At 63.1% G+C, this 20,768-nt stretch carries 20 protein-coding genes; 15 read left to right on the forward strand and 5 right to left on the reverse strand.

Going from position 1 to position 20,768, the window contains the following annotated elements; translation table 11 throughout:
- Window positions 1-43 precede the first annotated feature (43 nt).
- The 5 genes from PQV96_RS20830 to PQV96_RS20850 all read left to right on the forward strand — a co-directional run bounded on the left by PQV96_RS20830 (window position 44) and on the right by PQV96_RS20850 (window position 4,080).
- Window positions 44-640 carry an NADPH-dependent FMN reductase gene (locus tag PQV96_RS20830; protein ID WP_142085128.1) on the forward strand — a complete coding sequence of 199 codons (597 nt, stop codon included), beginning with the start codon at window positions 44-46 and terminating at the stop codon, window positions 638-640.
- Window positions 641-707: 67 nt separating this feature from the next.
- Entirely contained in the window at window positions 708-968 is a 261-nt protein-coding gene (locus PQV96_RS20835) for a YkgJ family cysteine cluster protein (protein ID WP_142085126.1), read from the forward strand.
- 676 nt (window positions 969-1,644) lie between these two features.
- The gene (locus PQV96_RS20840) at window positions 1,645-2,007 is read left to right on the forward strand and encodes a hypothetical protein (protein ID WP_066697984.1); all 363 of its coding nucleotides are present in this window, start codon (window positions 1,645-1,647) and stop codon (window positions 2,005-2,007) included.
- A gap of 112 nt (window positions 2,008-2,119) precedes the next feature.
- Window positions 2,120-2,725, forward strand: a complete 606-nt coding sequence (gene gstA, locus PQV96_RS20845) for a glutathione transferase GstA (RefSeq protein ID WP_273624120.1) — start codon at window positions 2,120-2,122, stop codon at window positions 2,723-2,725.
- Between the two features lie 251 nt (window positions 2,726-2,976).
- Window positions 2,977-4,080: an alkene reductase gene (locus PQV96_RS20850; protein WP_198847780.1), complete on the forward strand. Its 1,104-nt coding sequence runs from the start codon at window positions 2,977-2,979 to the stop codon at window positions 4,078-4,080.
- A 31-nt stretch (window positions 4,081-4,111) separates the two neighbouring features.
- On the opposite strand, the gene PQV96_RS22330 is transcribed toward PQV96_RS20850, so the two are convergent.
- The 4 genes from PQV96_RS22330 to PQV96_RS20865 form a co-directional block, all read right to left on the reverse strand.
- Entirely contained in the window at window positions 4,112-4,465 is a 354-nt protein-coding gene (locus tag PQV96_RS22330) for a hemerythrin domain-containing protein (protein WP_337931194.1), read from the reverse strand.
- Between the two features lie 12 nt (window positions 4,466-4,477).
- Window positions 4,478-4,690, reverse strand: a complete 213-nt coding sequence (locus tag PQV96_RS22335) for a hemerythrin domain-containing protein (protein WP_337931196.1) — start codon at window positions 4,688-4,690, stop codon at window positions 4,478-4,480.
- A gap of 175 nt (window positions 4,691-4,865) precedes the next feature.
- A complete protein-coding gene (locus PQV96_RS20860; protein ID WP_273624121.1) occupies window positions 4,866-6,521 on the reverse strand; it encodes a methyl-accepting chemotaxis protein in 1,656 nt (551 codons plus the stop codon).
- Window positions 6,522-6,641: 120 nt separating this feature from the next.
- Complete coding sequence (locus tag PQV96_RS20865) at window positions 6,642-8,963, reverse strand: heavy metal translocating P-type ATPase (RefSeq protein ID WP_420482170.1); 2,322 nt, start codon at window positions 8,961-8,963, stop codon at window positions 6,642-6,644.
- 134 nt (window positions 8,964-9,097) lie between these two features.
- Between PQV96_RS20865 and PQV96_RS20870 the strand changes: the two genes are divergently transcribed.
- The 9 genes from PQV96_RS20870 (at window position 9,098) to PQV96_RS20910 (ending at window position 18,542) form a co-directional block, all read left to right on the forward strand.
- The gene (locus PQV96_RS20870; RefSeq protein ID WP_198847673.1) at window positions 9,098-9,298 is read left to right on the forward strand and encodes a heavy-metal-associated domain-containing protein; all 201 of its coding nucleotides are present in this window, start codon (window positions 9,098-9,100) and stop codon (window positions 9,296-9,298) included.
- Complete coding sequence (cueR, locus tag PQV96_RS20875) at window positions 9,295-9,765, forward strand: Cu(I)-responsive transcriptional regulator (protein ID WP_273624122.1); 471 nt, start codon at window positions 9,295-9,297, stop codon at window positions 9,763-9,765. Before PQV96_RS20870 ends, cueR begins: the two co-directional genes overlap by 4 nt.
- A gap of 149 nt (window positions 9,766-9,914) precedes the next feature.
- A complete protein-coding gene (locus PQV96_RS20880; RefSeq protein ID WP_273624123.1) occupies window positions 9,915-11,477 on the forward strand; it encodes a type I restriction-modification system subunit M in 1,563 nt (520 codons plus the stop codon).
- The gene (locus tag PQV96_RS20885) at window positions 11,474-12,568 is read left to right on the forward strand and encodes a restriction endonuclease subunit S (RefSeq protein ID WP_273624124.1); all 1,095 of its coding nucleotides are present in this window, start codon (window positions 11,474-11,476) and stop codon (window positions 12,566-12,568) included. The genes PQV96_RS20880 and PQV96_RS20885 overlap by 4 nt, the downstream gene beginning before the upstream one ends.
- Window positions 12,569-13,405 carry a hypothetical protein gene (locus PQV96_RS20890; RefSeq protein WP_273624125.1) on the forward strand — a complete coding sequence of 279 codons (837 nt, stop codon included), beginning with the start codon at window positions 12,569-12,571 and terminating at the stop codon, window positions 13,403-13,405. It begins immediately after the preceding gene.
- 212 nt (window positions 13,406-13,617) lie between these two features.
- Complete coding sequence (locus PQV96_RS20895) at window positions 13,618-13,908, forward strand: nucleotidyltransferase family protein (protein ID WP_273624126.1); 291 nt, start codon at window positions 13,618-13,620, stop codon at window positions 13,906-13,908.
- Window positions 13,905-14,276, forward strand: a complete 372-nt coding sequence (locus PQV96_RS20900; protein WP_273624127.1) for a HepT-like ribonuclease domain-containing protein — start codon at window positions 13,905-13,907, stop codon at window positions 14,274-14,276. The genes PQV96_RS20895 and PQV96_RS20900 overlap by 4 nt, the downstream gene beginning before the upstream one ends.
- Window positions 14,277-14,808: 532 nt before the next feature.
- Complete coding sequence (locus tag PQV96_RS20905; RefSeq protein WP_273624129.1) at window positions 14,809-15,063, forward strand: helix-turn-helix domain-containing protein; 255 nt, start codon at window positions 14,809-14,811, stop codon at window positions 15,061-15,063.
- Window positions 15,060-18,542 carry a DEAD/DEAH box helicase family protein gene (locus PQV96_RS20910; protein ID WP_273624130.1) on the forward strand — a complete coding sequence of 1,161 codons (3,483 nt, stop codon included), beginning with the start codon at window positions 15,060-15,062 and terminating at the stop codon, window positions 18,540-18,542. The genes PQV96_RS20905 and PQV96_RS20910 overlap by 4 nt, the downstream gene beginning before the upstream one ends.
- Window positions 18,543-18,554: 12 nt before the next feature.
- Here the strand turns inward: PQV96_RS20910 and PQV96_RS20915 are convergent, their stop codons facing one another.
- Window positions 18,555-19,259: a TetR/AcrR family transcriptional regulator gene (locus PQV96_RS20915; RefSeq protein ID WP_273624131.1), complete on the reverse strand. Its 705-nt coding sequence runs from the start codon at window positions 19,257-19,259 to the stop codon at window positions 18,555-18,557.
- A gap of 287 nt (window positions 19,260-19,546) precedes the next feature.
- On the opposite strand from PQV96_RS20915, the gene PQV96_RS20920 reads away from it, so the two are divergent.
- Window positions 19,547-20,734: an acetyl-CoA C-acyltransferase family protein gene (locus PQV96_RS20920; RefSeq protein ID WP_273624132.1), complete on the forward strand. Its 1,188-nt coding sequence runs from the start codon at window positions 19,547-19,549 to the stop codon at window positions 20,732-20,734.
- The last annotated feature ends 34 nt before the right edge of the window (window positions 20,735-20,768 follow it).

The following is a 20,768-nucleotide window of genomic DNA, read 5'->3' on the forward strand; positions in this document are numbered from 1 at the left end:
CCACGCAGGAATCCTGCCCGGCCGGTGTGCTTCAATGGCGCCCATGCCAAACGCCCAACTCCTCATCTTCGCCGGCAGCACCCGCCAGCAATCGTTCAACCGCAAACTGGCCCACGCCACTGCCGCCATCGCGCGCGATGCCGGCGCCAGCGCCACGGTGCTGGAGCTGTCTGACTTTGACATCCCGCTCTACAACGCTGACCTCGAAGCCGAGGGCACACCTGCCGATGTGGTGCGACTCAAGCAGGCGCTGTTCGACCACCCCGCCTGGATCATCTGCTCGCCCGAGTACAACGGCAGCTACACCGCCCTGCTCAAGAACACCATCGACTGGGCCTCCAGCCCGGTGAAGGGCCACCCTGAATGGCAGGACGGCACCCGCTCCTTCCGCGGCAAGGTGGTGGGCATGCTCAGCGCGTCGCCCGGCGCCCTGGGCGGTCTGCGTTCGCAAAGCCACCTCGGCCCCTTGCTCACCAACCTGGAATGCTGGCTGGCGCCCAAGGCGTTTGCCCTCGGATCCGCCGGTAGCGCCTTTGACGAATCAGGCGCCCTGGTTCAGCAAGCCCACCGCGATCGCGTGCGCGCTGTGGTGGATCAGGTGCTGTGGGCGGCTGAACGCCTGCAAGCACCAGCCGCGTGAGGATTTCAAGGCAAAACAGGCTCTGGCGCTTAACCAGCAAGCGCAGGCAGCTATCAAACCTATAGCAATGAACTGCCGCCCAGCCTGTGGTGCCTGTTGCATCGCTCCTTCCATTTCCACCCCCACTCCGAAGATGCCCCACGGCAAGCGGGCGGGCGAGCCGTGCGCACACCTCACGCCCAACCTGGCGTGCGATCTGTTCGGCAGCCCCGAGCGCCCCGCTGTTTGCGGCAGTCTGCAGCCCAGCGCCGAGATGTGCGGCGCATCGCGTGAGCACGCGCTTTTCTGGCTGGATCGGCTCGAGCAGTTGACGCGTCCCCAGCCTTAAAGCGGTTTGCCAACCCCTGGCCCGACCACTCACGGCATCCAACCCGGCCGCAAGTGGTGTTATTTACCGAGGCACGAGCACGCCTCGCACAAGAAACATAAACTCACAGTTCAAAATACGACAGTTCGTTCATTTTTCATACTTTGCGTACAAAAAGCTACCCGCCTCCGACCTCTCCATGAGTTTTTCGCACACCATCACGGTCTTGGACTTCACCGCCCAAATTGGCCTGCACGCACTGGCTCAGCTGAGTGGCTCCGGCACCCTGACCACCGCCACCCAGCAGCGCTGCTGGCGCCAGCTGGCACTGGCCCATGTGGCGGGCGCCCCGTTGGTGGACTGGCACCGGCCCGCGCAAGTGGGCGACCTGGAGCAGCTGCAGCCAGAGGTAGCGGCAACAGCCGTGTTGATGGGGCCAGGCTCCATCCATTTGCTGGAAGCCGCACTGGGCTCCGATGTGTTGCACACATCCAAGGCTGTCTGGATTTTCCTGCTGCCGAACGCCCTGCTGGCGCGCCATGCCATCGATGCGGCGCTGCGCACCCGCCCGCACCCCAACGTGCAGGTTTTTCAACTCCCCAACAGCGACCCCAAGACGCTGTGGTTCATCCTGATGGAACAACTGGGCAAGCTGCAAGTGCTGGCCTCGCCTCCATCGCTCACCGACCAACACACCATGACAACCAATCTCAAAGAATCCATGAACACCGCCATGGGCATCGACGGCGCGATGGCCGTCGCGCTGGTGGACTACCGCAGCGGCATGTGCCTGGCCCAGGCGGGCAGCGGCATGAACCTGGACCTGGCGGCCGCCGGCAATGCGCAGGTGGTGCAGGCCAAGCTGAAAACGATGGAGAGCCTGGGCCTGCGCAAGGGCATTGAGGACATCCTCATCACCCTCGCAGACCAGTACCACCTGATCCGCCTGGTGCCCCACATCCCTGGCCTGTTCCTCTACCTCGTGCTGGACAAGAACAAGGGCAACCTGGCGCTAGCGCGCTACAAGCTGACCGACATCGAGCGCACGCTCAAGGTCTGACGCCTCTTGGAACCTGCTCACAGCACGCCCTGAAAAACCGCAGGGGTGCAACCATCGCACACCCCGCATACGATGCACGTTCCGTGATTTCTTGATCTGAGGACACACACCCATGAAGCTGTATTACTCTCCCGGCGCCTGCTCACTCTCGCCCCACATCGTGCTGCACGAAGCCGGCCTGGCTTTTGATGCCGTGCTGGCCAGCACCAAGACGCACAAACTGCAAGACGGCACGGACTTCTACACCATCAACGAACTGGGCTACGTGCCCGTGCTGGAGCTGGACAGCGGCGAGCGCCTGCGCGAAGGCCCCGCCATCGTGCAGTACATCGCCGACCAGGTGCCTGCCAAGAACCTCGCACCCGCCAACGGCACGATGGACCGCTACCGCCTGCAAGAGTGGCTGACTTTCATCGGCACCGAACTTCACAAGGGCCACAGCCCCCTGTTTGCCCCCGGCACGCCCGAAGACTACAAGCCCCTGGTGCGCGAACGCCTGCAAAGCCGCTTCGCCTGGATCGACAAGCAACTGGCGGGCAAGGACTACCTGATGGGCAGCTTCAGCGTGGCCGATGCCTACCTGTACACCGTCTCGCGCTGGGGCCAGTTTGTGGGCGTGGACACCTCGGGCCTGCCGAACCTGCAAGCCTTCAAGCAGCGCATGGAAGCACGCCCTGGCGTGCAGGCTGCTCTCAAGGCCGAAGGCCTGATCAAGTAAGCGCCGCCAGCCACCTCGGCAGTCTGGCCAGAGCTGAGCCCGATCAGCGCGACCTTTGCAAAAAGGCCGCGCTTTTTTCATGGAGTTCCACCGCCCACGACGTTTCACGTGAAACGCCAGCCACACCGACCAGTCATCGGGGGCAGCACAAAAAGAAAGCCCTTGTTGATGCATCCGTCCTGCACGTTTTGCGCAACGGCGGTATTCTTTGCGGGTTAGCCCTTGTGTAGCCTCTTTCTCAGAAAGTGCCCATGACTTCTCTTTTCGAACCCACCCACGCAGGCGACATCGCCCTGGCCAACCGCATCGCAATGGCCCCGCTCACGCGCAACCGCGCACCCGACGCCATTCCCACCGAACTCACCGCCACCTACTACGCGCAACGCGCCACTGCCGGGCTGATCATCTCGGAAGCCACCGCCATCAGCCCTGAAGGCCAGGGCTACGCTGACGTGCCCGGCCTGTACGGCACGGAGCAGCTTGACGGCTGGAAGAAGGTGACGCGCGCCGTGCACGAGGCCGGCGGCAAGATCGTGGTGCAGCTGTGGCACGTGGGCCGCATCTCGCACACCTCGCTGCAGCCTGGCCATGCCAAGCCCGTGGCACCTTCGGCCATCCGCGCCCATGCCAAAACCGTGCTGCTCAAGGACGGCGTGCCCACCTTCACAGACACCTCCGAGCCCCGCGCGCTCGACGCCGAAGAACTGCCCCGCATCGTGCAGGACTACCGCCATGCCGCGCGCAATGCCATTGCCGCTGGCTTTGATGGCGTGGAAATCCACGCGGCCAACGGCTACCTGATTGACCAGTTCCTGAAGACGGGCGCCAACCAGCGCACCGACGACTACGGCGGCAGCATCAAGAACCGCGCACGCCTGCTGCTGGAAGTGACCCGCGCCATCGTCGATGAAATCGGCGGCGGCCGCACCGGCATTCGCCTCTCGCCCGTCACCCCCGCCAACGACATCGTGGACGAGAACCCACAGCCGCTGTTTGACTACGTGGTGCGCGAACTGGGCAAGCTGGGCCTGGCCTATGTGCACGTCATCGAAGGCGCCACTGGTGGCCCGCGCGAGCTGCCCGACCGCCCCTTTGACTACGCCGAACTGCGCAACGCCTACCGCGCCGCCGGTGGCAAGGGCGCCTGGATGGTGAACAACGGCTACGACCGAGCCCTGGCAGAAGCCGCCTTGGCCAACGGCGCCGACATCGTGGCGTTTGGCCGCCCCTTCATCTCCAACCCCGACCTGGTGGAACGCCTCAAGCAAAACGCGCCGCTCAACGAGCTGAACCGCGACACCCTGTACGGCGGCGGTGCCAAGGGCTACACCGACTACCCCACCCTGGCGGGCTGATCGCTGCGCCCCTTGGGCCAGGCAGGGCCGCTCAGCCCTGGCCCAAGGGGCTCTTCACCCGCATCACGATGCGGGTGAAGAGCCGGTCATACGCCGGGTCGCGTGGGCGGCCATGGGCCAGCGGGTTCACGTTGGTGGCAAACGCGGCATCCACGGCAGCCCAGTCATCGTCATCCAGGTACGCCTGCGCTGCAGGCAGCACCATGGTTTCTTCCAGGCGCATGTGCTCGCGGTAAAAGGCCAGGTAGCGCCACAGCGCCTCAGTAAACACCTCACGGCGCCCCTCCCCCATCAGCTCCCAGGCCAGCAGCAAATGCTGCAGCTCGCGCACTGCGGCTTCGCCACGGACATGCTCACCATCCAGCCGCGCAATCACCTCGGCCACATGGGGCGCACGCTACGCCACGCGGGGGAACAGGTGCTCGGACTCCTTGGGATGGTGCTCGCGCTCAGGAAACTCGTCTATGTAGAAAAGAATCGCCCGCGCCCCATCGAAGAACGAGGGCGGGTTGTCGCCCGGCCCCTGGTCCACCAGCACTTGCAAAGAGCGCAGCACTGCAGCAATGGAAGCGTGTTCTTCACGAATGATCTGCAGGCTGACAGCGGACATGGATGGGGGCAACAAAAAACGGAACCGACGAGAGTGCCACGCCCCCACCCATAGGGACATGACGCAAGTCAACAAACAGCCGGTGCAGCGGCTTCACCTATCTGCCAACCTCACAGGCCACCCACCAAAAACAAAGCCCCCAAACGGGGGCTTTGTGTACTGACCGTGGCGGGGTTCACCCCAGCAAGGCGCGTGGTGCCGGTTCAGGGGCACACAAGCCTTGCGGTGCGGGCGCCGAGAAGCTGCCGTGGCCCGCAAAGCCCATGGAGTCAGCCAAGCGGAACTGCTGCACCACTTGCGACAGGCGGGCTGCCTGCTCGCGCAGCGACTCGGCCGCTGCGGCCGACTCTTCCACCAGCGCTGCGTTCTGCTGCGTCATGCGGTCGATCTCAGCCACCGACTGGTTCACCTGACCAATACCGGCAGACTGCTCGGAAGCCGCCGCCGTGATTTCGCCAATGATGTCGCCCACACGCTGCACGCTGCTCACGATGTCCTTCATCGCCGTGCCCGCGTCTTCCACATGGCGCACGCCACCGTCCACCGCAGTCACGCTGCTCTGGATCAGCACCTTGATGTCGCTGGCCGCGGCAGCCGAGCGCTGGGCCAGGCTGCGCACTTCACTGGCCACCACCGCAAAGCCCCGGCCCTGCTCACCCGCGCGGGCGGCTTCCACGGCCGCGTTCAGCGCCAGGATGTTAGTCTGGAAGGCAATCGAATCGATCAGGCCAATGATGTCGCCGATCTTGCGGCTGGAGGCAGAGATCTCGTGCATGCTGGACACCGCCTGCGCCACCACCGAGCCACCGCGCGTTGCCGTGGTGGAAGCCGATGCCGCCAGCTGGTTGGCCATTTGCGAAGACGATGCCGTTTGCTGCACCGTGGCGGTGATTTCCGACAGCGAACTGACGGCCGCCTGCGCGTTGCTGGCGGTTTGCTCGGTGCGGTGCGACAAATCCTGGTTGCCCGTGGCGATCTCCTGGCTGGCCGTGGCGATGTTGCCGCTGGCGTCGCGCACCTGCGCCACCAGGGTCCCCAGGCCTCGCTGCATTTCGTCCAGGGCGCGCAGCAGGTCTGCCACCTCATCGCGACCTTCGGTGCGGATGGACTGCGACAGATCCCCACCTGCAATGGCCTTGGCCAAGCGCTGTGCCTGGTCCAGCGGCTTGCAGATGGAATGCATGTTCAGCAGCGTGAGCGGCACCACCACCACCACGGTGATCAGCACCGCCAGCGCAAACAGCCACTTGGTCTGGTTAGACACGCCCTGCTGTTCGGCCACCGATTTCTGCACCTCGTTGCGCAGCACTTCGTCCAGTTGCTTCATCAGCTTGTCGGCCTCGGCAAACTCGGCCACGGCCTTGCCGCTCATGCGGTTGGCAATGGTGGCCGTGTCGTAGCCGCCGGCTTCCAGCTGGCGTGCCACGTGGGCAAAGGCTTCCTTGTAGCTATCCAGGCGCTTGATGATGTCGCGCACCACGGCGTTGTCCACATCCTCTTCACCTTGCAGGAACTGGTTGGCCACCTTCTTGGCCTTCTCCTGGCTCTCCAGCCACTGGGTGTGCGCGGCCTTCACGGCTTCGGGCTTCTCGTAGCCAATGATCATGTCCTTCTCATACTGGCGGATAGCGCCCATCTCGCTGTGCAGCTGGGCCAAGTAACCCACCTCCTGAAAGGAGCTGTTCATGAAGTCCTCGCTCATGGAATAGATGCGGAACATGCCGAACATGCCCGCGCCCCCCAAAAGGCCCAGCAAGACCAGCACCACGGCGATGGCCCCCAACATGCGAAACCGGATGGTGAACTGCCGCATGAGCGAAAAGAGATTCATGATTAGGTCGTCCTCAATGGAATGCTTGGGCCAGGCCCGTGTTTGCGCGAACTAGTTTACAGTTTTGAAACTATTTGTTGCAGTTTGCCAGACATCCAGGCCGCCGACCATTGCGGTTTATCACATGCGCCAGCGTTTGAGTAGCAGGGCGTTTGCCATCACGCTCACCGAACTGAGGGCCATGGCCGCCCCCGCCACCACGGGGCTGAGGTAGCCCAGCGCGGCCAGCGGGATGCCCGCCACGTTGTACGCAAACGCCCAGAACAGGTTCTGGCGGATCTTGCTCACCGTGCGGTGGGAGATGTCCAGCGCCGCAGCCACCAGCATCGGGTCGCCGCGCATCAGCGTGATGCCCGCCGCATGCATGGCCACATCGGTGCCATTGCCCATGGCCATGCCCACGTCGGCAGCAGCCAGGGCCGGGGCATCGTTCACGCCGTCGCCTACCATCGCCACAATGCGGGGCTGGGGGGCAGAGCCCGCCCCACTTTTTACATTTGCAGCGTTGCCGCGCTGCAACAACTGGATCTGCGCAGCCTTGTCGCCGGGCAGCACCTCGGCCATCACCTCGCCCGCAGCAGGGTCCAATCCCAGGCGGCGCGCCATGGCCTCGGCCGCGCCCCGGTTGTCCCCCGAAATCATCACCGTGCGAATGCCCCGGGCCTTCAGCGCAGCCAACGCCTCACGTGCGCCGGGCTTGGGCTCGTCGCCAAAGGCCAGCAACGCCAGCACCCGCAAACCCTGCGGCGTGGGCCCGGCCACGGCCGACACGGTAAAGCCCTCTTGCTGCAACGCCAGCGCACGCTGCGCCAGCGGGCCCGCGTTGGCAGCGCCCTCGTCGGCTGCGGCAGGCAGCACGGGCACGCCCAGTTCCTGCATCCAGCGCAGGCTGCCAATGTGCCAGGTCTGGCCCTGCACCACCCCTTCGGTGCCCCGCCCTGGCACGGCACGCACGCCATCGGCCGCTTCAGGCGCCATGCCGCGCTGCGCAGCCGCTGCCACCACGGCGCGCGCCAGGGGATGTTCGCTGCCGCTTTGCACACCGGCCACAGCTGCCAGCACAGCGGCTTCGTCTGCACCCGCCGCCAGCTCCAGCGCCACCAGCCGGGGCTGGCCCACGGTCAGCGTGCCCGTCTTGTCAAACGCCACGGTGTCCACCCGGTGGGCCACCTCCAGCGCCTGCACGTCCTTGATCAGAATGCCGTGCTGCGCCGCCACGCCCGTGCCCGCCATGATGGCCGCCGGTGTGGCCAGCCCCAGGGCGCAGGGGCAGGCAATCACCAGCACTGCCACGGCGTGGATCAGCGCCGCCTCCGTGCCCGCACCCGCCCACAGCCAGCCCAGCAGCGTGATCAATGCCAGCACCAGCACCACGGGCACGAACACGGCCGATACCTTGTCCACCAGGCGCTGCAGCGGCGCCTTGGCGGCCTGCGCGTCTTCCACCAGGCGGATGATCTGGGCCAGCACGGTTTCAGAGCCCACGGCTTGCACCTGCATCACGATGCGGCCATCGCCGTTGATGGAGCCGCCCGTCAGCCGCCCGCCCAGCTCGCGCGCCACCGGCAGCGGCTCGCCGGTCAGCATCGATTCATCCACCTGCGTCTGCCCCTCGGTCACGACCCCATCGGCCGGAATGCGCTCACCCGGGCGCACCACCAGCCGGTCGCCCACCATCACCTCGGCCACGGGCACGTCCACCTCGCCGGTTTTCGACAGCAGGTGCACCACATCCGGCCGCAGGGCGTGCAGCGCGCGGATGGCAGCGGTGGTCTGCCGCTTGGCGCGCGCCTCCAGCCACTTGCCCAGCAGCACCAGTGTGACCACCACGGCCGACGCCTCAAAGTACAGGTGCGGCACATTGCCTGGGTGATCGGTCGGCGCCGTCAGCCACAGCCACATCGACAAGCCCCAGCCCGCGCTGGTGCCCACCGCCACCAGCAAGTCCATGTTGCCGCTCAGCGCCTTGGCCGCCGCCCAGCCTGCCTTGTAGAAGCGGGCACCCAGAATGAACTGCACCGGCGTGGCCAGCAGAAACTGCACCCAGGCCGGCAACATCCAATGCTGGCCAAACAGGTCGCCCAACATGGGCAGCACCAGGGGCGCCGACAGCGCCAGCCCCACCGCCACCGGCAAAAAGCCCGCCCAGGGCGAGGCGTCCTCCGGCGCATCGGTGGCATCGGCCGCGCGCGGCTCGTAGCCCGCATTGCGCACCGCGCGCCGCAACAGCGCCTGCAGGGCCGCAGCGTCGGTGCCATCGGGCACGGTGTAGGCAATGCGCGCCGACTCGGTGGCCAGGTTCACCGTCGCATCCTGCACGCCCGGCACCTTGCGCAACGCGCGTTCCACACGGCCCACGCAGCTCGCGCAGGTCATGCCGCCAATGCCCAGGTCCAGCGACTGGGCCCCTTCGGAGGTAGGTTGGGTGGTATTCATAGTCATAGGCCCGACAGTAATCCTTGACGCCATGGCAAGGTCAAGGCATTTTTAAAGGGGCTTGACCATGACATGATGTGAAGGTTCATGATCGGATGCAGGGTGAATCCCACCCGCCAACCATCCACAGGAGTTTTTCCATGCAAACGCAAACTTTCCAGGTCCAGGGCATGACATGCGGCCACTGCGAGCGCGCCGTTACGCAAGCCATCCAGCAGGTGGACCCCGCCGCCACAGTGCAGATCGACCGCGCCAGCGGCCAGGTGCAGGTGCAAAGCGCCGCCCCGCGCGAGCAACTGGCCGCCGCCATTGCCGAAGAAGGCTACACCGTCGCCGCATGAACCCGCTCAGCCCACGCCGCAGCCCCGCCCCACAGGCTTGGCCCGTGCCCATCAGCGAAGCCGCGCGCCTGGCTGGCGTGTCGGCCCGCATGGTGCGGCATTACGAATCGCTGGGCCTGCTGCAAAGCGTGGCCCGCTCTGAAGGCGGATACCGCCAGTACACCGAGGCCGATGTGCACACCCTGCACTTCATCCGCCGCGCGCGCGACCTGGGCTTCTCCATCGAAGAAATCACCACCCTGCTGGACCTGTGGCACGACCGCAGCCGCACCAGCGCCCAGGTCAAGCGCATCGCGCAAAGCCACATCGACCAGCTCACCCAACGCATCGCCGCCATGCAGGCCATGCAGCGCACGCTGCAAACCCTGGTGGGCTGCTGCCAGGGGGACGACCGACCGGAGTGCCCCATCCTGGATGATCTGGCTGGGGGCGGGCCGGGTGCCTTGGGCAGCAAACCGCCACGCTGAACAATTTGCTATTCATTTAATAGCTGCCCGCGCTTATTCAATAAGCGCTAGAGGCCAAAAACGCTCAAATAAACAGCGCACATCTCAAAGGCACCACACCGTGCATGGCAGACTCTCAGGCTTTCCTATAGCCCCCAAAGACTGCCCCCATGCTCACCGGTGACCTGCGCAACAAAGTCGATCAAGTCTGGAACGCCTTCTGGTCCGGCGGCATCGCCAACCCCATTGAAGTCATCGAGCAGATCACCTACCTGCTCTTTCTGCGCGCGCTCGACAGCGACCAGACCCGCGAAGACAACAAAGCCCTGCGCCTCAAAACCCAGCCCGTGCGCCTCATCCCCGCAGGCGTGGATGCGCAAGGCCGCCCGCACGACAACATGCGCTGGTCCCGCTTCAAGAACATGGCGCCTGCCGAAATGTTCGACGTGCTCAGCAACCAGGTCTTCCCCTTCCTGCGTGGCCTGCAAACCTCGGGCGGCCCGGCAGCTGAATCTGCCTTTGCCCGCCACATGCAAGGTGCCCGCTTCACCATCCCCACGCCCGGCCTGCTGGCCAAAGTGGTGGACTTGCTCGACACCATCCCCCTGGATGACCGCGACACCAAGGGCGACCTGTACGAATACATGCTCGGCAAAATCGCCTCTGCCGGGCAAAACGGCCAGTTCCGCACGCCGCGCCACATCATCGACTTGATGGTGGCCCTGACGGCCCCCACACCGCAAGACACCATTTGCGATCCGGCTTCAGGCACCTGCGGATTCCTAGTCGCCGCAGGCGAATACCTGCGCCGCACCTACCCCGACATGCTGCGTGTGCCCGCGCAAAACGCGCACTTCCACAACGGCATGTTCCACGGCTACGACTTTGACAACACCATGCTGCGCATTGGCAGCATGAACATGGTGCTGCACGGCGTGGAGCACCCCGCCATCGAGTACCGCGACTCCCTCGCCGAAGGCGCGGCGGGGGATGCCGAGGCTTACAGCCTCATCCTGGCCAACCCGCCCTTTGCGGGCAGCCTCGACTACGAAAACACCGCCAAAGACTTGCAGCAAACCGTCAAAACCAAAAAGACCGAGCTGCTGTTTTTGGCCCTGTTCCTGCGCCTGCTCAAAACCGGCGGGCGCGCCGCCGTCATCGTGCCCGACGGCGTGCTGTTTGGCAGCAGCAAGGCCCACAAGGAGTTGCGCCGCAAGCTGGTGGAAGAGCAAAAGCTCGACGCCGTCATCAGCCTGCCCGGCGGCGTGTTCAAGCCCTATGCGGGCGTCAGCACCGCCATCCTGCTCTTCACCAAAACCATGAGCGGCGGCACCGACCACGTGTGGTTTTACGACATGCAAGCCGACGGCTGGAGCCTGGACGACAAACGCCAGCCCTTGCTGGATACAAGCCTTTTAGGCCTCCAGCCCTTACTGGACAAGCGCGAGCAGCTATCAGAATCAGAGCACGCCAAGAACAACCTGCCCGACGTGCTGGAGCGCTGGGGCCAGCGCAACGGCACCGAACGCAGCCGCCCCCGCACCGCCCAGAGCTTCTGCGTGCCCAAGGCGGATATCGAGGCCAACGGGTATGACCTGAGCATCAACCGGTACAAGGAAGTGGTGCACGCACAGGTGCAGCATCGATCGCCGGGGGAAATCTTGGCGGAGCTGCGGGCGCTGGAGGATGAGATTGCGCGGGGGATGGGGGTGTTGGAGGGGATGTTGAAGTGAGTGCAGTAACCGCGAAATGGGCGCTCACTCGTCTGGGTGACATATGCGAATTCAAGTACGGCAAAAGCCTGCCTGAAACTGCGCGTGCCGGTGGAGACATTTCTGTCTTTGGTTCAAATGGGATTGTCGGGGCTCACAACTCGGCATTAACCGAAGGCCCGACCATCGTGATTGGGCGCAAAGGCTCGCACGGGGAAGTCAATTTCTCCCCGGCCTCCTGCTGGCCTATCGACACCACTTACTACGTGGATCACAGCGCAACCAAAGCAGATATTCGCTGGCTCTTCCATCGCCTGTGCGGTGCTGGTTTGAATCAAATGAACAGGGCTGCTGCCGTTCCTGGGTTGAATCGTGAAGATGCTTATAGGGTCGAAATACTGCTGCCCCCACTGGAAGAACAACGCCGCATCGCCGCCATCCTCGACCAAGCCGAAACCCTCCGAACCCAACGCCGCACCGCCCTAGCCCTGCTCGACAGCCTCACCCAGTCCCTCTTTCTCGATATGTTTGGGGACCCTGCTACTAATCCCAGAAAATGGCCAGTAAAGAGGTTGAAGGATTTAGGCCAAGTGATAACGGGTGGCACCCCGCCTAGTTCAAAGGAAGGCATGTTTGACGGCCCTATACCCTTCATTACTCCAGGTGATCTGGAAAGTGAGGAGCCAGTGCGAAGAAGTGTTACGGAAGCTGGTGCAAAAGAGGTGAATGTAGTACGTGCTGGTGCAACCTTAGTTTGCTGTATCGGTGCGACTATCGGGAAGGTCGGAATAGCTCAAAAAGATTCAGCATTCAACCAACAACTAAATGCTGTAGTTTGGGGGAACCATATCAGTGATAACTATGGCTACGAAGTTATGCGCTTCTTCAAACCGACGATTATTTCCTGGGGTGCCTCAACCACACTGCCAATATTGAAAAAATCCTCATTTGAGCAAATTGAAATCCCAGTACCACCGGTGCCGCTACAAGAATTATTTACGGATCGACTGAAGCATATTTCAAACCTTAAGGGATTACACAAATCAGCTCTTTTAGGTTTTGATAATTTGTTTAATGCTTTGCAGAGCAGAGCTTTCGCCGGGGAGCCTTGAATGCGCGGTGAATTTATCGGGATTTGGTCTGAGCTAAAACGTGAGATTTGGGAGCCTTTGGCGCAACTAGAAGATGCTCCGGACGATTTATTTTGCGAACTCTTCCGAACGATTTCTGTGGCGTTCAATGTGCAGCTTAGTGCTGAAGAACTAGCTAACATTGTTGACAACACTTTCGAGGCACGGGACGCGTTCTATGCTTTGACAACACACAGCTTTTCGAATGAACGTGCGCTTGCGCTAGCTCTTGAGCAAATTTCGGAAACGCTTGACGAATTGAATGGAGAAGCCCTCTGCAACCCCTATTTTTTGTTGTTAGAAGCTGCAGTTAAAAAATTTAGCCTTCGATACGAGCTGCGTAAGCCATGCGTGCTTTGCCCGACCTTACCTGGCATATTTTCAAACTTACTTCGCGATCTACGGAGTCACACGAACACCGATGCGCATTTATCATCTTTGATGAATGATTTTGAATTATCATTACTAGATCTAAGAGCTGATGATTCCGCCAACCAGATCAAGACCTGTATTCAAAAGCAGGTAAATCTACTGGAAGCGCTGGGTGGCCAACTGCCGACCGTAACAAGTAATACTTTAGGTCAAATTTGCAATCAGGCAAACACGTGGCCCCATTATCAGATAAAAGATGCAATCAAGGCACTCTATGGCTTTGCTTGTGACTACCCCGGAATTCGTCACGGGGGAACCGCAGCAAATAAACTGCGAGAACTAGAGCTGAAGGATGTTATGGCAATTTCTATTCTTCTTGCTGGTTTCGTCCCGTATTTAACGAATGGATTAAATTCTGAAAAGCTGTATGGTGCATCCCATGTCTGACAAGCCGTTGCGGTGTGAGGCCTGTTGCTTTGCAAACTGAATTGCCGAAAGTTTTCGTGGGCTTATCCACCTTCATGTCGAACATCGAAGCCCTTAAAGCCACCCACCGCCGCTCCTGGCCGCGCTCGATGCGCTGTTTGCCTCGCTGCAGCAGCGGGCGTTTACCGGAGCCTTGTGATACAAGTTTCCCCTTGCCCCCAGGAGCCATAGCCATGCGCCCATCCACCGCTCTGCACACCCACCGCGACGCCATTCGCGCCATTGCCCTGAGCCACCGCGTGACCAACGTGCGCGTGTTCGGCTCGGTGGTGCACGGCGACGACACGGAGGAGAGCGACCTGGACATTCTGGTGGAGCCCACGCCCGAGACCACGCTCATGGACATTGCCAAGATCCAGCTCGAACTGGGGCAACTGCTGGGCATCTCGGTGGATGTGCTCACCCCCAAAGGCCTGCCCGCCAAGTTCCGCGACCAGGTCATTGCGCAGGCGCAGGCACTGTGAGCAAAACCGACGCACTGCGGGTGCCCGACTATCTGGCCCACATCGTGGAGGCCATCGACCGTATTCACCGGTATGTGGACGGCATGGCCGAAGATGCTTTTCTGGCCGACGAAAAAACGCAAGACGCCGTGGTGCGCAATTTCGAAATCCTGGGCGAAGCCGCCCACAACGTCGAGAAGCTGCACCCCGCCTTTGCCACACGCCACGCCCAGGTGCCATGGGCGCTGATGTACACCATGCGCAACCGCGTGGCGCATGGCTACTTCAAGGTGGACTACGAGCTGGTCTGGAACACGATTCACGCAGATCTGCCGGAGCTGCGTGCGCTGGTGGCGGCTTTGCTGGCAGACGGTGGTGCCGCCACCTGAGTTTGACCCACGCCCGCATTGCCTCCATCGAAGCCCTCAAAGCCACCCACCGCCGCGCCCTGGCCGCGCTGGATGCGCTGTTTGCCTCGCTGCAGCAGCGGGTGTTTGTGGGGCAGTTGTGAAGAGCGACCACGACCTGCGGTAAAGAGAAAATCCCTGAATTTTCCAATGGATTCAATGACTTCGCCGGTGGCGCCCTCATCCGTGAGGGCACCAAAGCTTGGCCTTTTTAGTATTGGGCGGGGACAGCAGCAGGCGAAACACGCCCAGCGCTTCGGACGAGCAATCGGCACCTCCATCAAGTACCCGTCAAACAAATCAGGCCCAGTGCGGCACATAGCGGCGCAGCTTCATCCTCCAGGCGGATGACACCAGCCGCCAGGTCATCCTTGAGCAACCGGGCGGCGATGAGCCTTTGCAAAAAACTACCCATGGCCTGTGAAGCACAGCCCATCACTTAAAGTGTCCTCATAAGAGCAAAAGCGACCAAAAAAGCTGATTCGGTGTTGAGATTGCTCTCATAGGGACAAAAATGAACCTCACGCCTACCAACTCTGCCCAACTGGCCCAAGCCCTTGCCACTGAACGCAAGCGCCAAGGCATGACACGTTCACAAACAGCCGCCGTGTGCAATGTCAGCCCGTCGTTCATTCGTGATGCAGAAAGCCACCCAGAAAGTTGTTCGCTGCAAAAATTGGTTTTGCTGGTGTGCGGGCTGGGGTTGACGCTGAACATCGAGGGTTGGTCTAAATCACCCGCAAACAACGAACAGGGAGAGAGTGCATGAGCACAGTGCCATCCAACTTCGCCTTCCTGCAACCCGACTGGCCCGACCTGCTGGCAGAAGCCCGCCGCGCCGAGGCCGCCGCCCATGCCGACCCGCGCACCGCCTGCTTTTATGCCCGCCGCACGCTGGAGCTGGCCGTGGCCTGGCTGTACCAGGCCGAAGGGGGCCGGGGTGGGTGCCTGCGCATGCCGTACAAGGCGGATTTGTCGGCATACCTGTTTGAGCCCTGCTTTCAGCAACTGGTGGGCCCTGCGGTGCACGCCAAGATGGATGTGATTCGCCGCCTGGGCAACCAGGCGGTGCACGATGTGCGCCCCGTGGCTGCGCAGGATGCGCAGAGCGCGCTGCGCGAGCTGTTCCATGTGGCCTTTTGGCTGGCGCAGCACTATGCGCGCCGCGTGGGTGACCGGCCTGCGGCGGGACTGCAGTTTCGCGCCGATCTGCTGCCACGCCCTGCCGCTATCGACTCTGCCCAAGAACAAGCGGCCAGCCGCGCCGCCCAGGCCGCCGCGCAAGAGGCACTCGCCAAACAAGCCCAGACCCTGGCAGAGCGCGACGCCGCCCTGCGCGAGGCCGCTGCCCGCAATGCAGAACTTGATGCGGAACTGGCCCGCTACCGCGCCGAGATTGCCGCCGCCAAGGCGGCCAACGCAGCGCAGCCCGCCACCGCGCACGACTACAACGAGGCCGCCACGCGCGACCTGTTCATCGACCTGCTGCTCAAAGAAGCGGGCTGGGCGCTGGACCAAAAGCGCGACCGTGAATTTGAAGTACAGGGCATGCCCAACAGCAGCGGCGGTGAGGGCTTTGTGGACTATGTGCTGTGGAGCGGCGAAATCCCCCTGGCCCTTGTGGAAGCCAAGCGCACCCGCCGCAGTGCCCAAGAGGGCCAGCAGCAGGCCCGCCTGTATGCCGACTGCCTGCAAAAGAGCACCGGCCACCGCCCCGTGATCTACGGCACCAACGGTTATGAACACTGGATGTGGGACGACACCACCAGCCCGCCGCGCCCGGTGCAAGGCTTTCACACCAAGGACGAGCTGGAGCTGATGCACCAGCGCCGCACCACGCGCAAGCCGCTGGCCAGCCTGCCGATTGCGGCGCGCATTGTGGAGCGCCACTACCAGCAGCGCGCCATTCGCCGCATTGCCGAAACCTTTGAGCGCGAACAGCACCGCAAGGCCCTGGTGGTAATGGCCACGGGCGCGGGCAAAACCCGCACGGTGATTGCGCTGGTGGACTTGCTGATGCGCGCCAACTGGGCCAAGCGCGTGTTGTTCTTGGCAGACCGCGTGGCACTGGTGAACCAGGCCGTGAACGCCTTCAAGGCCCACTTGCCCGATGCTGCACCGGTGAACCTGGTCACCGACCGCGCCACCGAGGGGCGGGTATATGTGTCCACCTACCCCACGATGATGGGGCTCATCAATGAAGGCGGCAATGCAGGTACAGGCGGGCAGCGCCGCTTTGGCGTGGGGCACTTTGATTTGATCGTGGTGGACGAGGCGCACCGCTCCATCTATCAAAAGTACCGCGCCATCTTCAGCTACTTCGACGCCCTGCTGGTGGGCCTGACGGCCACGCCCAAGAACGAGATCGACCGCAACACCTACAGCCTGTTTGGCCTGGAAAGCGGTGTGCCCACGGATGCGTACGGGCTGGACGATGCGATTGCAGAGGGCTTCCTGGCCCCGCCCCGCGCGGTGTCGGTGCCGCTGAAATTCCAACGCCAGGGCATTCGCTACGACGCGCTGAGCGATGACGAAAAAGACCAGTGGGACGCACTGGAGTGGGACGAGGAAGGCGGCGAAGCCCCCGACGAGGTAAGCGCCGAGGCGGTGAACCAGTGGCTATTCAACACCGACACGGTGGACAAAATGCTGGCCCTGTTGATGGCGCGCGGCCACAAAGTGGCGGGCGGCGACCGGCTGGGCAAAACCATCATCTTTGCCAAGAACCAGCGGCACGCCGAGTTCATCCAGAAGCGCTTTGATGCGAACTACCCGGAATACAACGGCCTGTTCGCGCGGGTCATCACCTTCAAGACCGAATACGCGCAGTCGTTGATCGACCAGTTCTCGCAAAAAAACCAGGCGCCGCACATCGCGATTTCGGTGGACATGCTGGACACGGGCATCGACGTGCCCGAGGTGGTGAACCTGGTGTTCTTCAAGATGGTGCGCTCCAAGGCCAAGTTCTGGCAGATGGTGGGGCGCGGCACGCGGTTGTGCAAAGAGCTGTACGGGCCGGAGCAGGACAAGAAAGACTTTTTCATCTTCGACTTCTGCCAGAACCTGGAATTTTTCAGCCAGGAGCTGGAGGGCAGTGAAGGCGCGGTGGCGCAGCCGCTGTCGCAGCGCCTGTTCAATGCGCGGCTGGAGTTGATTGAAGTGCTGGACAAGCGTTTGTCCAGCAACGGCGTGGCCGACGAAGCGCAGCAATCGCCCGTGCTGACCGAAGCCGCCATCCGCCGCGACACCGCTGGTCTGCTGCACAGCATGGTGGCGGGCATGTCGCTGAATAACTTTGTGGTGCGCCCGCAGCGCCGCTGGGTGGAGGCCTGGGCGCAGCCGGATGCGTGGAAGCGCCCCACCCCTGAGCAACTGGCCGAGGTGGCAGCGCACTTGTCGGGCCTGCCCACCGCAGTGCGTGATGACGACGAAGACGCCAAGCGCTTCGACGCCCTGCTGCTGAACACCCAGTTGGCCCTGCTGCGCAGCGAACCGGCCTTGGCACGGCTACAAACCAAGGTGCAGCAAGTTGCCAATGGCTTGCTGGAGAAAGCCAACATTCCGGTCGTGCGCGAGCACCTGCTGCTGATCGAGGCGGTGGCAGGCGATGAGTGGTGGCAGGACGTGACCTTGCCCATGCTGGAGCAAGCGCGCCGCAAGCTGCGCAGCCTCATCAAGCTCATCGAGAAAAGCAGCCGCAAGGTGGTCTACACCGACTTTGAAGATGCCATTGGCGAGACCGCTGAAGTCGATTTGCCCCTGGTGGCCAGCGCGGTGGACTTTGACCGTTTTCGCGCCAAGGCCAAGGTGTTTTTGCGCGCCCATGAAAACCGGCTGGCGCTGCACAAGCTGCGGCGCAACCAGCCCCTGACGGACGCTGACCTGCAAGAGCTGGAAGCCCTGCTGCATGAGGCGGGCGGCACCGATGGCGACATTGAGCGTGTGCGCACGCTGCACACCAGCCTGCCGGCGTTTGTGCGATCACTGGTCGGGCTGGATCGCGAAGCCGCCGCTGCGGCCTTCAGCAGCCTCGTCGAGGCGGGCACCGCCACCGCCAGCCAACTGCAGTTCATTGAAGAGATCGTGCAGCACCTGACGGAGCATGGCGCGATGCCACCAGCGCGCTTATATGCATCGCCGTTCACCGATATCCACACCCATGGCCCGGAAGGGGTGTTTGATCCGGCCAAAGTGGCGTTGCTTTTCGAAGCACTGGACAGCTTCCAACCCTTGGAAGCAGCCGCTTAATCAGCTGTTGCACTAACCCTTGGGTGCGGCCTCCGCCACGCGGCCCTGGCCCAGCACGCCGTGCATCAGCGTGCCAATGCACTGCTCGGCCACCTGGGCCGCGCTGTATTCGCCGCCACTCTGGTACCAGCGCCCGATCCAGCTCAGTGCTCCGGCAATCACAAAGGCGGTCATCTTCGGGTCGCACGGGGCGAGCGTGCCTTCCTGCACGCCCTGCGCCACCAGGCGGCGAAACGCCTGGTCGATCTCGGACTTCATGCGGCGCAGCTCGGTGCGGTTGGGCTCGGGCACCTCTTCGTCGCCGATGCGGATGATGCACATGCCAAACGGCTGGGTGACGATGTCGGCATACACCTGCATGCACGCGCGCAACTGGTCCACCGCGTTGCCGCCTGCCTGGCGCGAGGCCTCGATGCCTTCCAGAATGAGGTGCAGGCCTTTCTTCACGCACTCCAGCAGGATCTCGTCCTTGTTCTTCACGTAGTAGTACAGCGTGGGCTTGGAGACCTGCAGCCGCGCGGCAATGTCGTCGAGCGACGTGGCATGAAAGCCGCGCTCGTTGAACATCTGCGCCGCTGTGGACAACACCGCGTTGCGCTTGGCCTCGCGCTGCTGTTCGCGCTCGGGGGCCTGCGGCCAGGGCGATGGCTGCGCCTGCGCACGCGGACGGCGCGCGCGGGGCTTGGGTGCCGCGTGGGGGGTGGAAGGTGGGGCCATGGGATGTCTTCTGGTCGGTGTACCGGGTAAATCCTGATGCCGCCGGGGGCGGACGCTTCAAAAATCTACTTTCAAGTAACTAGTCTACGTAAAAGTAGCCCCACTCGACTGCAAGAAAACCCGCAGAGGCAAACCCCGCAGGTGCTGAAGCTCCTGCCGCGTTTAGAAATGGCTGGATGGGCACGGCAGACCAGGGCAGTGGTTCCCACGGCATCAATGTTTTTGCCCACCGGCCCTGATTTGCCCAGCCACGGCGCACCCCCTTTTTCATTTCCAGGAGTTTTTTCATGACCCACCGTGACGTCTTCGTCGTCAGCACCGCCCGCACCGCCATTGGCACCTTCGGCGGCAGCCTGAAGGACATGCCCAACACCCAGCTCGCCACCACCGCCGTGAAGGCCGCCATCCAGCGCGCCGGCATCGCGCCCGACGCCGTGGGCCATGTGGTCATGGGCAACGTCATTCCCACCGACACCAAAGACGCGTACCTGAGCCGCGTGGCCGCCATCGACGCGGGCTGCCCCATCGAAACGCCCGCGTTCAACGTCAACCGCCTGTGCGGCTCGGGCCTGCAGGCCATCATCAGCGCGGCGCAGGCCATTGGCTATGGCGACTGCGACGTGGCCGTGGGCGGTGGCTCGGAAAGCATGAGCCGCGGCCCCTACTTCGACCAGGGCGCGCGCTGGGGCGCCCGCATGGGCGACAGCAAGAGCATCGACTACATGCTCGGCATCCTGCACGACCCCTGGCAGAAGATGCACATGGGCATCACCGCAGAGAACGTGGCCGAGCGCTACAAGATCAGCCGCGAGATGCAGGACCAGCTCGCCCTGGCCAGCCAGCAGCGCGCCGCCGCCGCCATCGCTGCGGGTTACTTCAAGGAGCAGATCGTTCCGGTCGAAATCGCCACGCGCAAGGGCACCGTGCTGTTTCAGGAAGACGAGCATGTGCGCGCCGCCACCACGCTGGACGTATTGGCGGGCATGAAACCCGCGTTCAAGAAGGAAGGTGGCACCGTGACTGCTGGCAACGCCTCGGGCATCAACGACGGCGCGGCTGCCGTGGTGCTGGCTGCGGGTGACCGCGTGGCGGCCCTGGGCCTCAAACCCCTGGCGCGCCTGGTGGGCTATGCGCACGCAGGCGTGGACCCGGCCTACATGGGCATTGGCCCCGTGCCTGCCACGCAAAAGGTGCTGCAACGCACCGGCCTGAAGGTGCAGGACATGGATGTGATCGAGGCCAACGAGGCCTTCGCCGCCCAGGCCTGCGCCGTGGTGCAGGAACTGGGCCTAGACCCCGCCAAGGTCAACCCCAACGGCTCGGGCATTTCGCTGGGCCACCCCGTGGGCGCTACGGGCGCCATCATCACCACCAAGGCGATTGCCGAGCTGCACCGCACGGGCGGGCGCCATGCGCTGGTGACCATGTGCATTGGCGGCGGCCAAGGCATTGCGGCTATCTTCGAAAGAGTTTGAGTCTTTTTGGCCTCCAGCGCTTATCCAGAAAGCG

Source organism: Acidovorax temperans (genome assembly GCF_028596105.1).
Taxonomy (GTDB): domain Bacteria; phylum Pseudomonadota; class Gammaproteobacteria; order Burkholderiales; family Burkholderiaceae_C; genus Acidovorax; species Acidovorax temperans.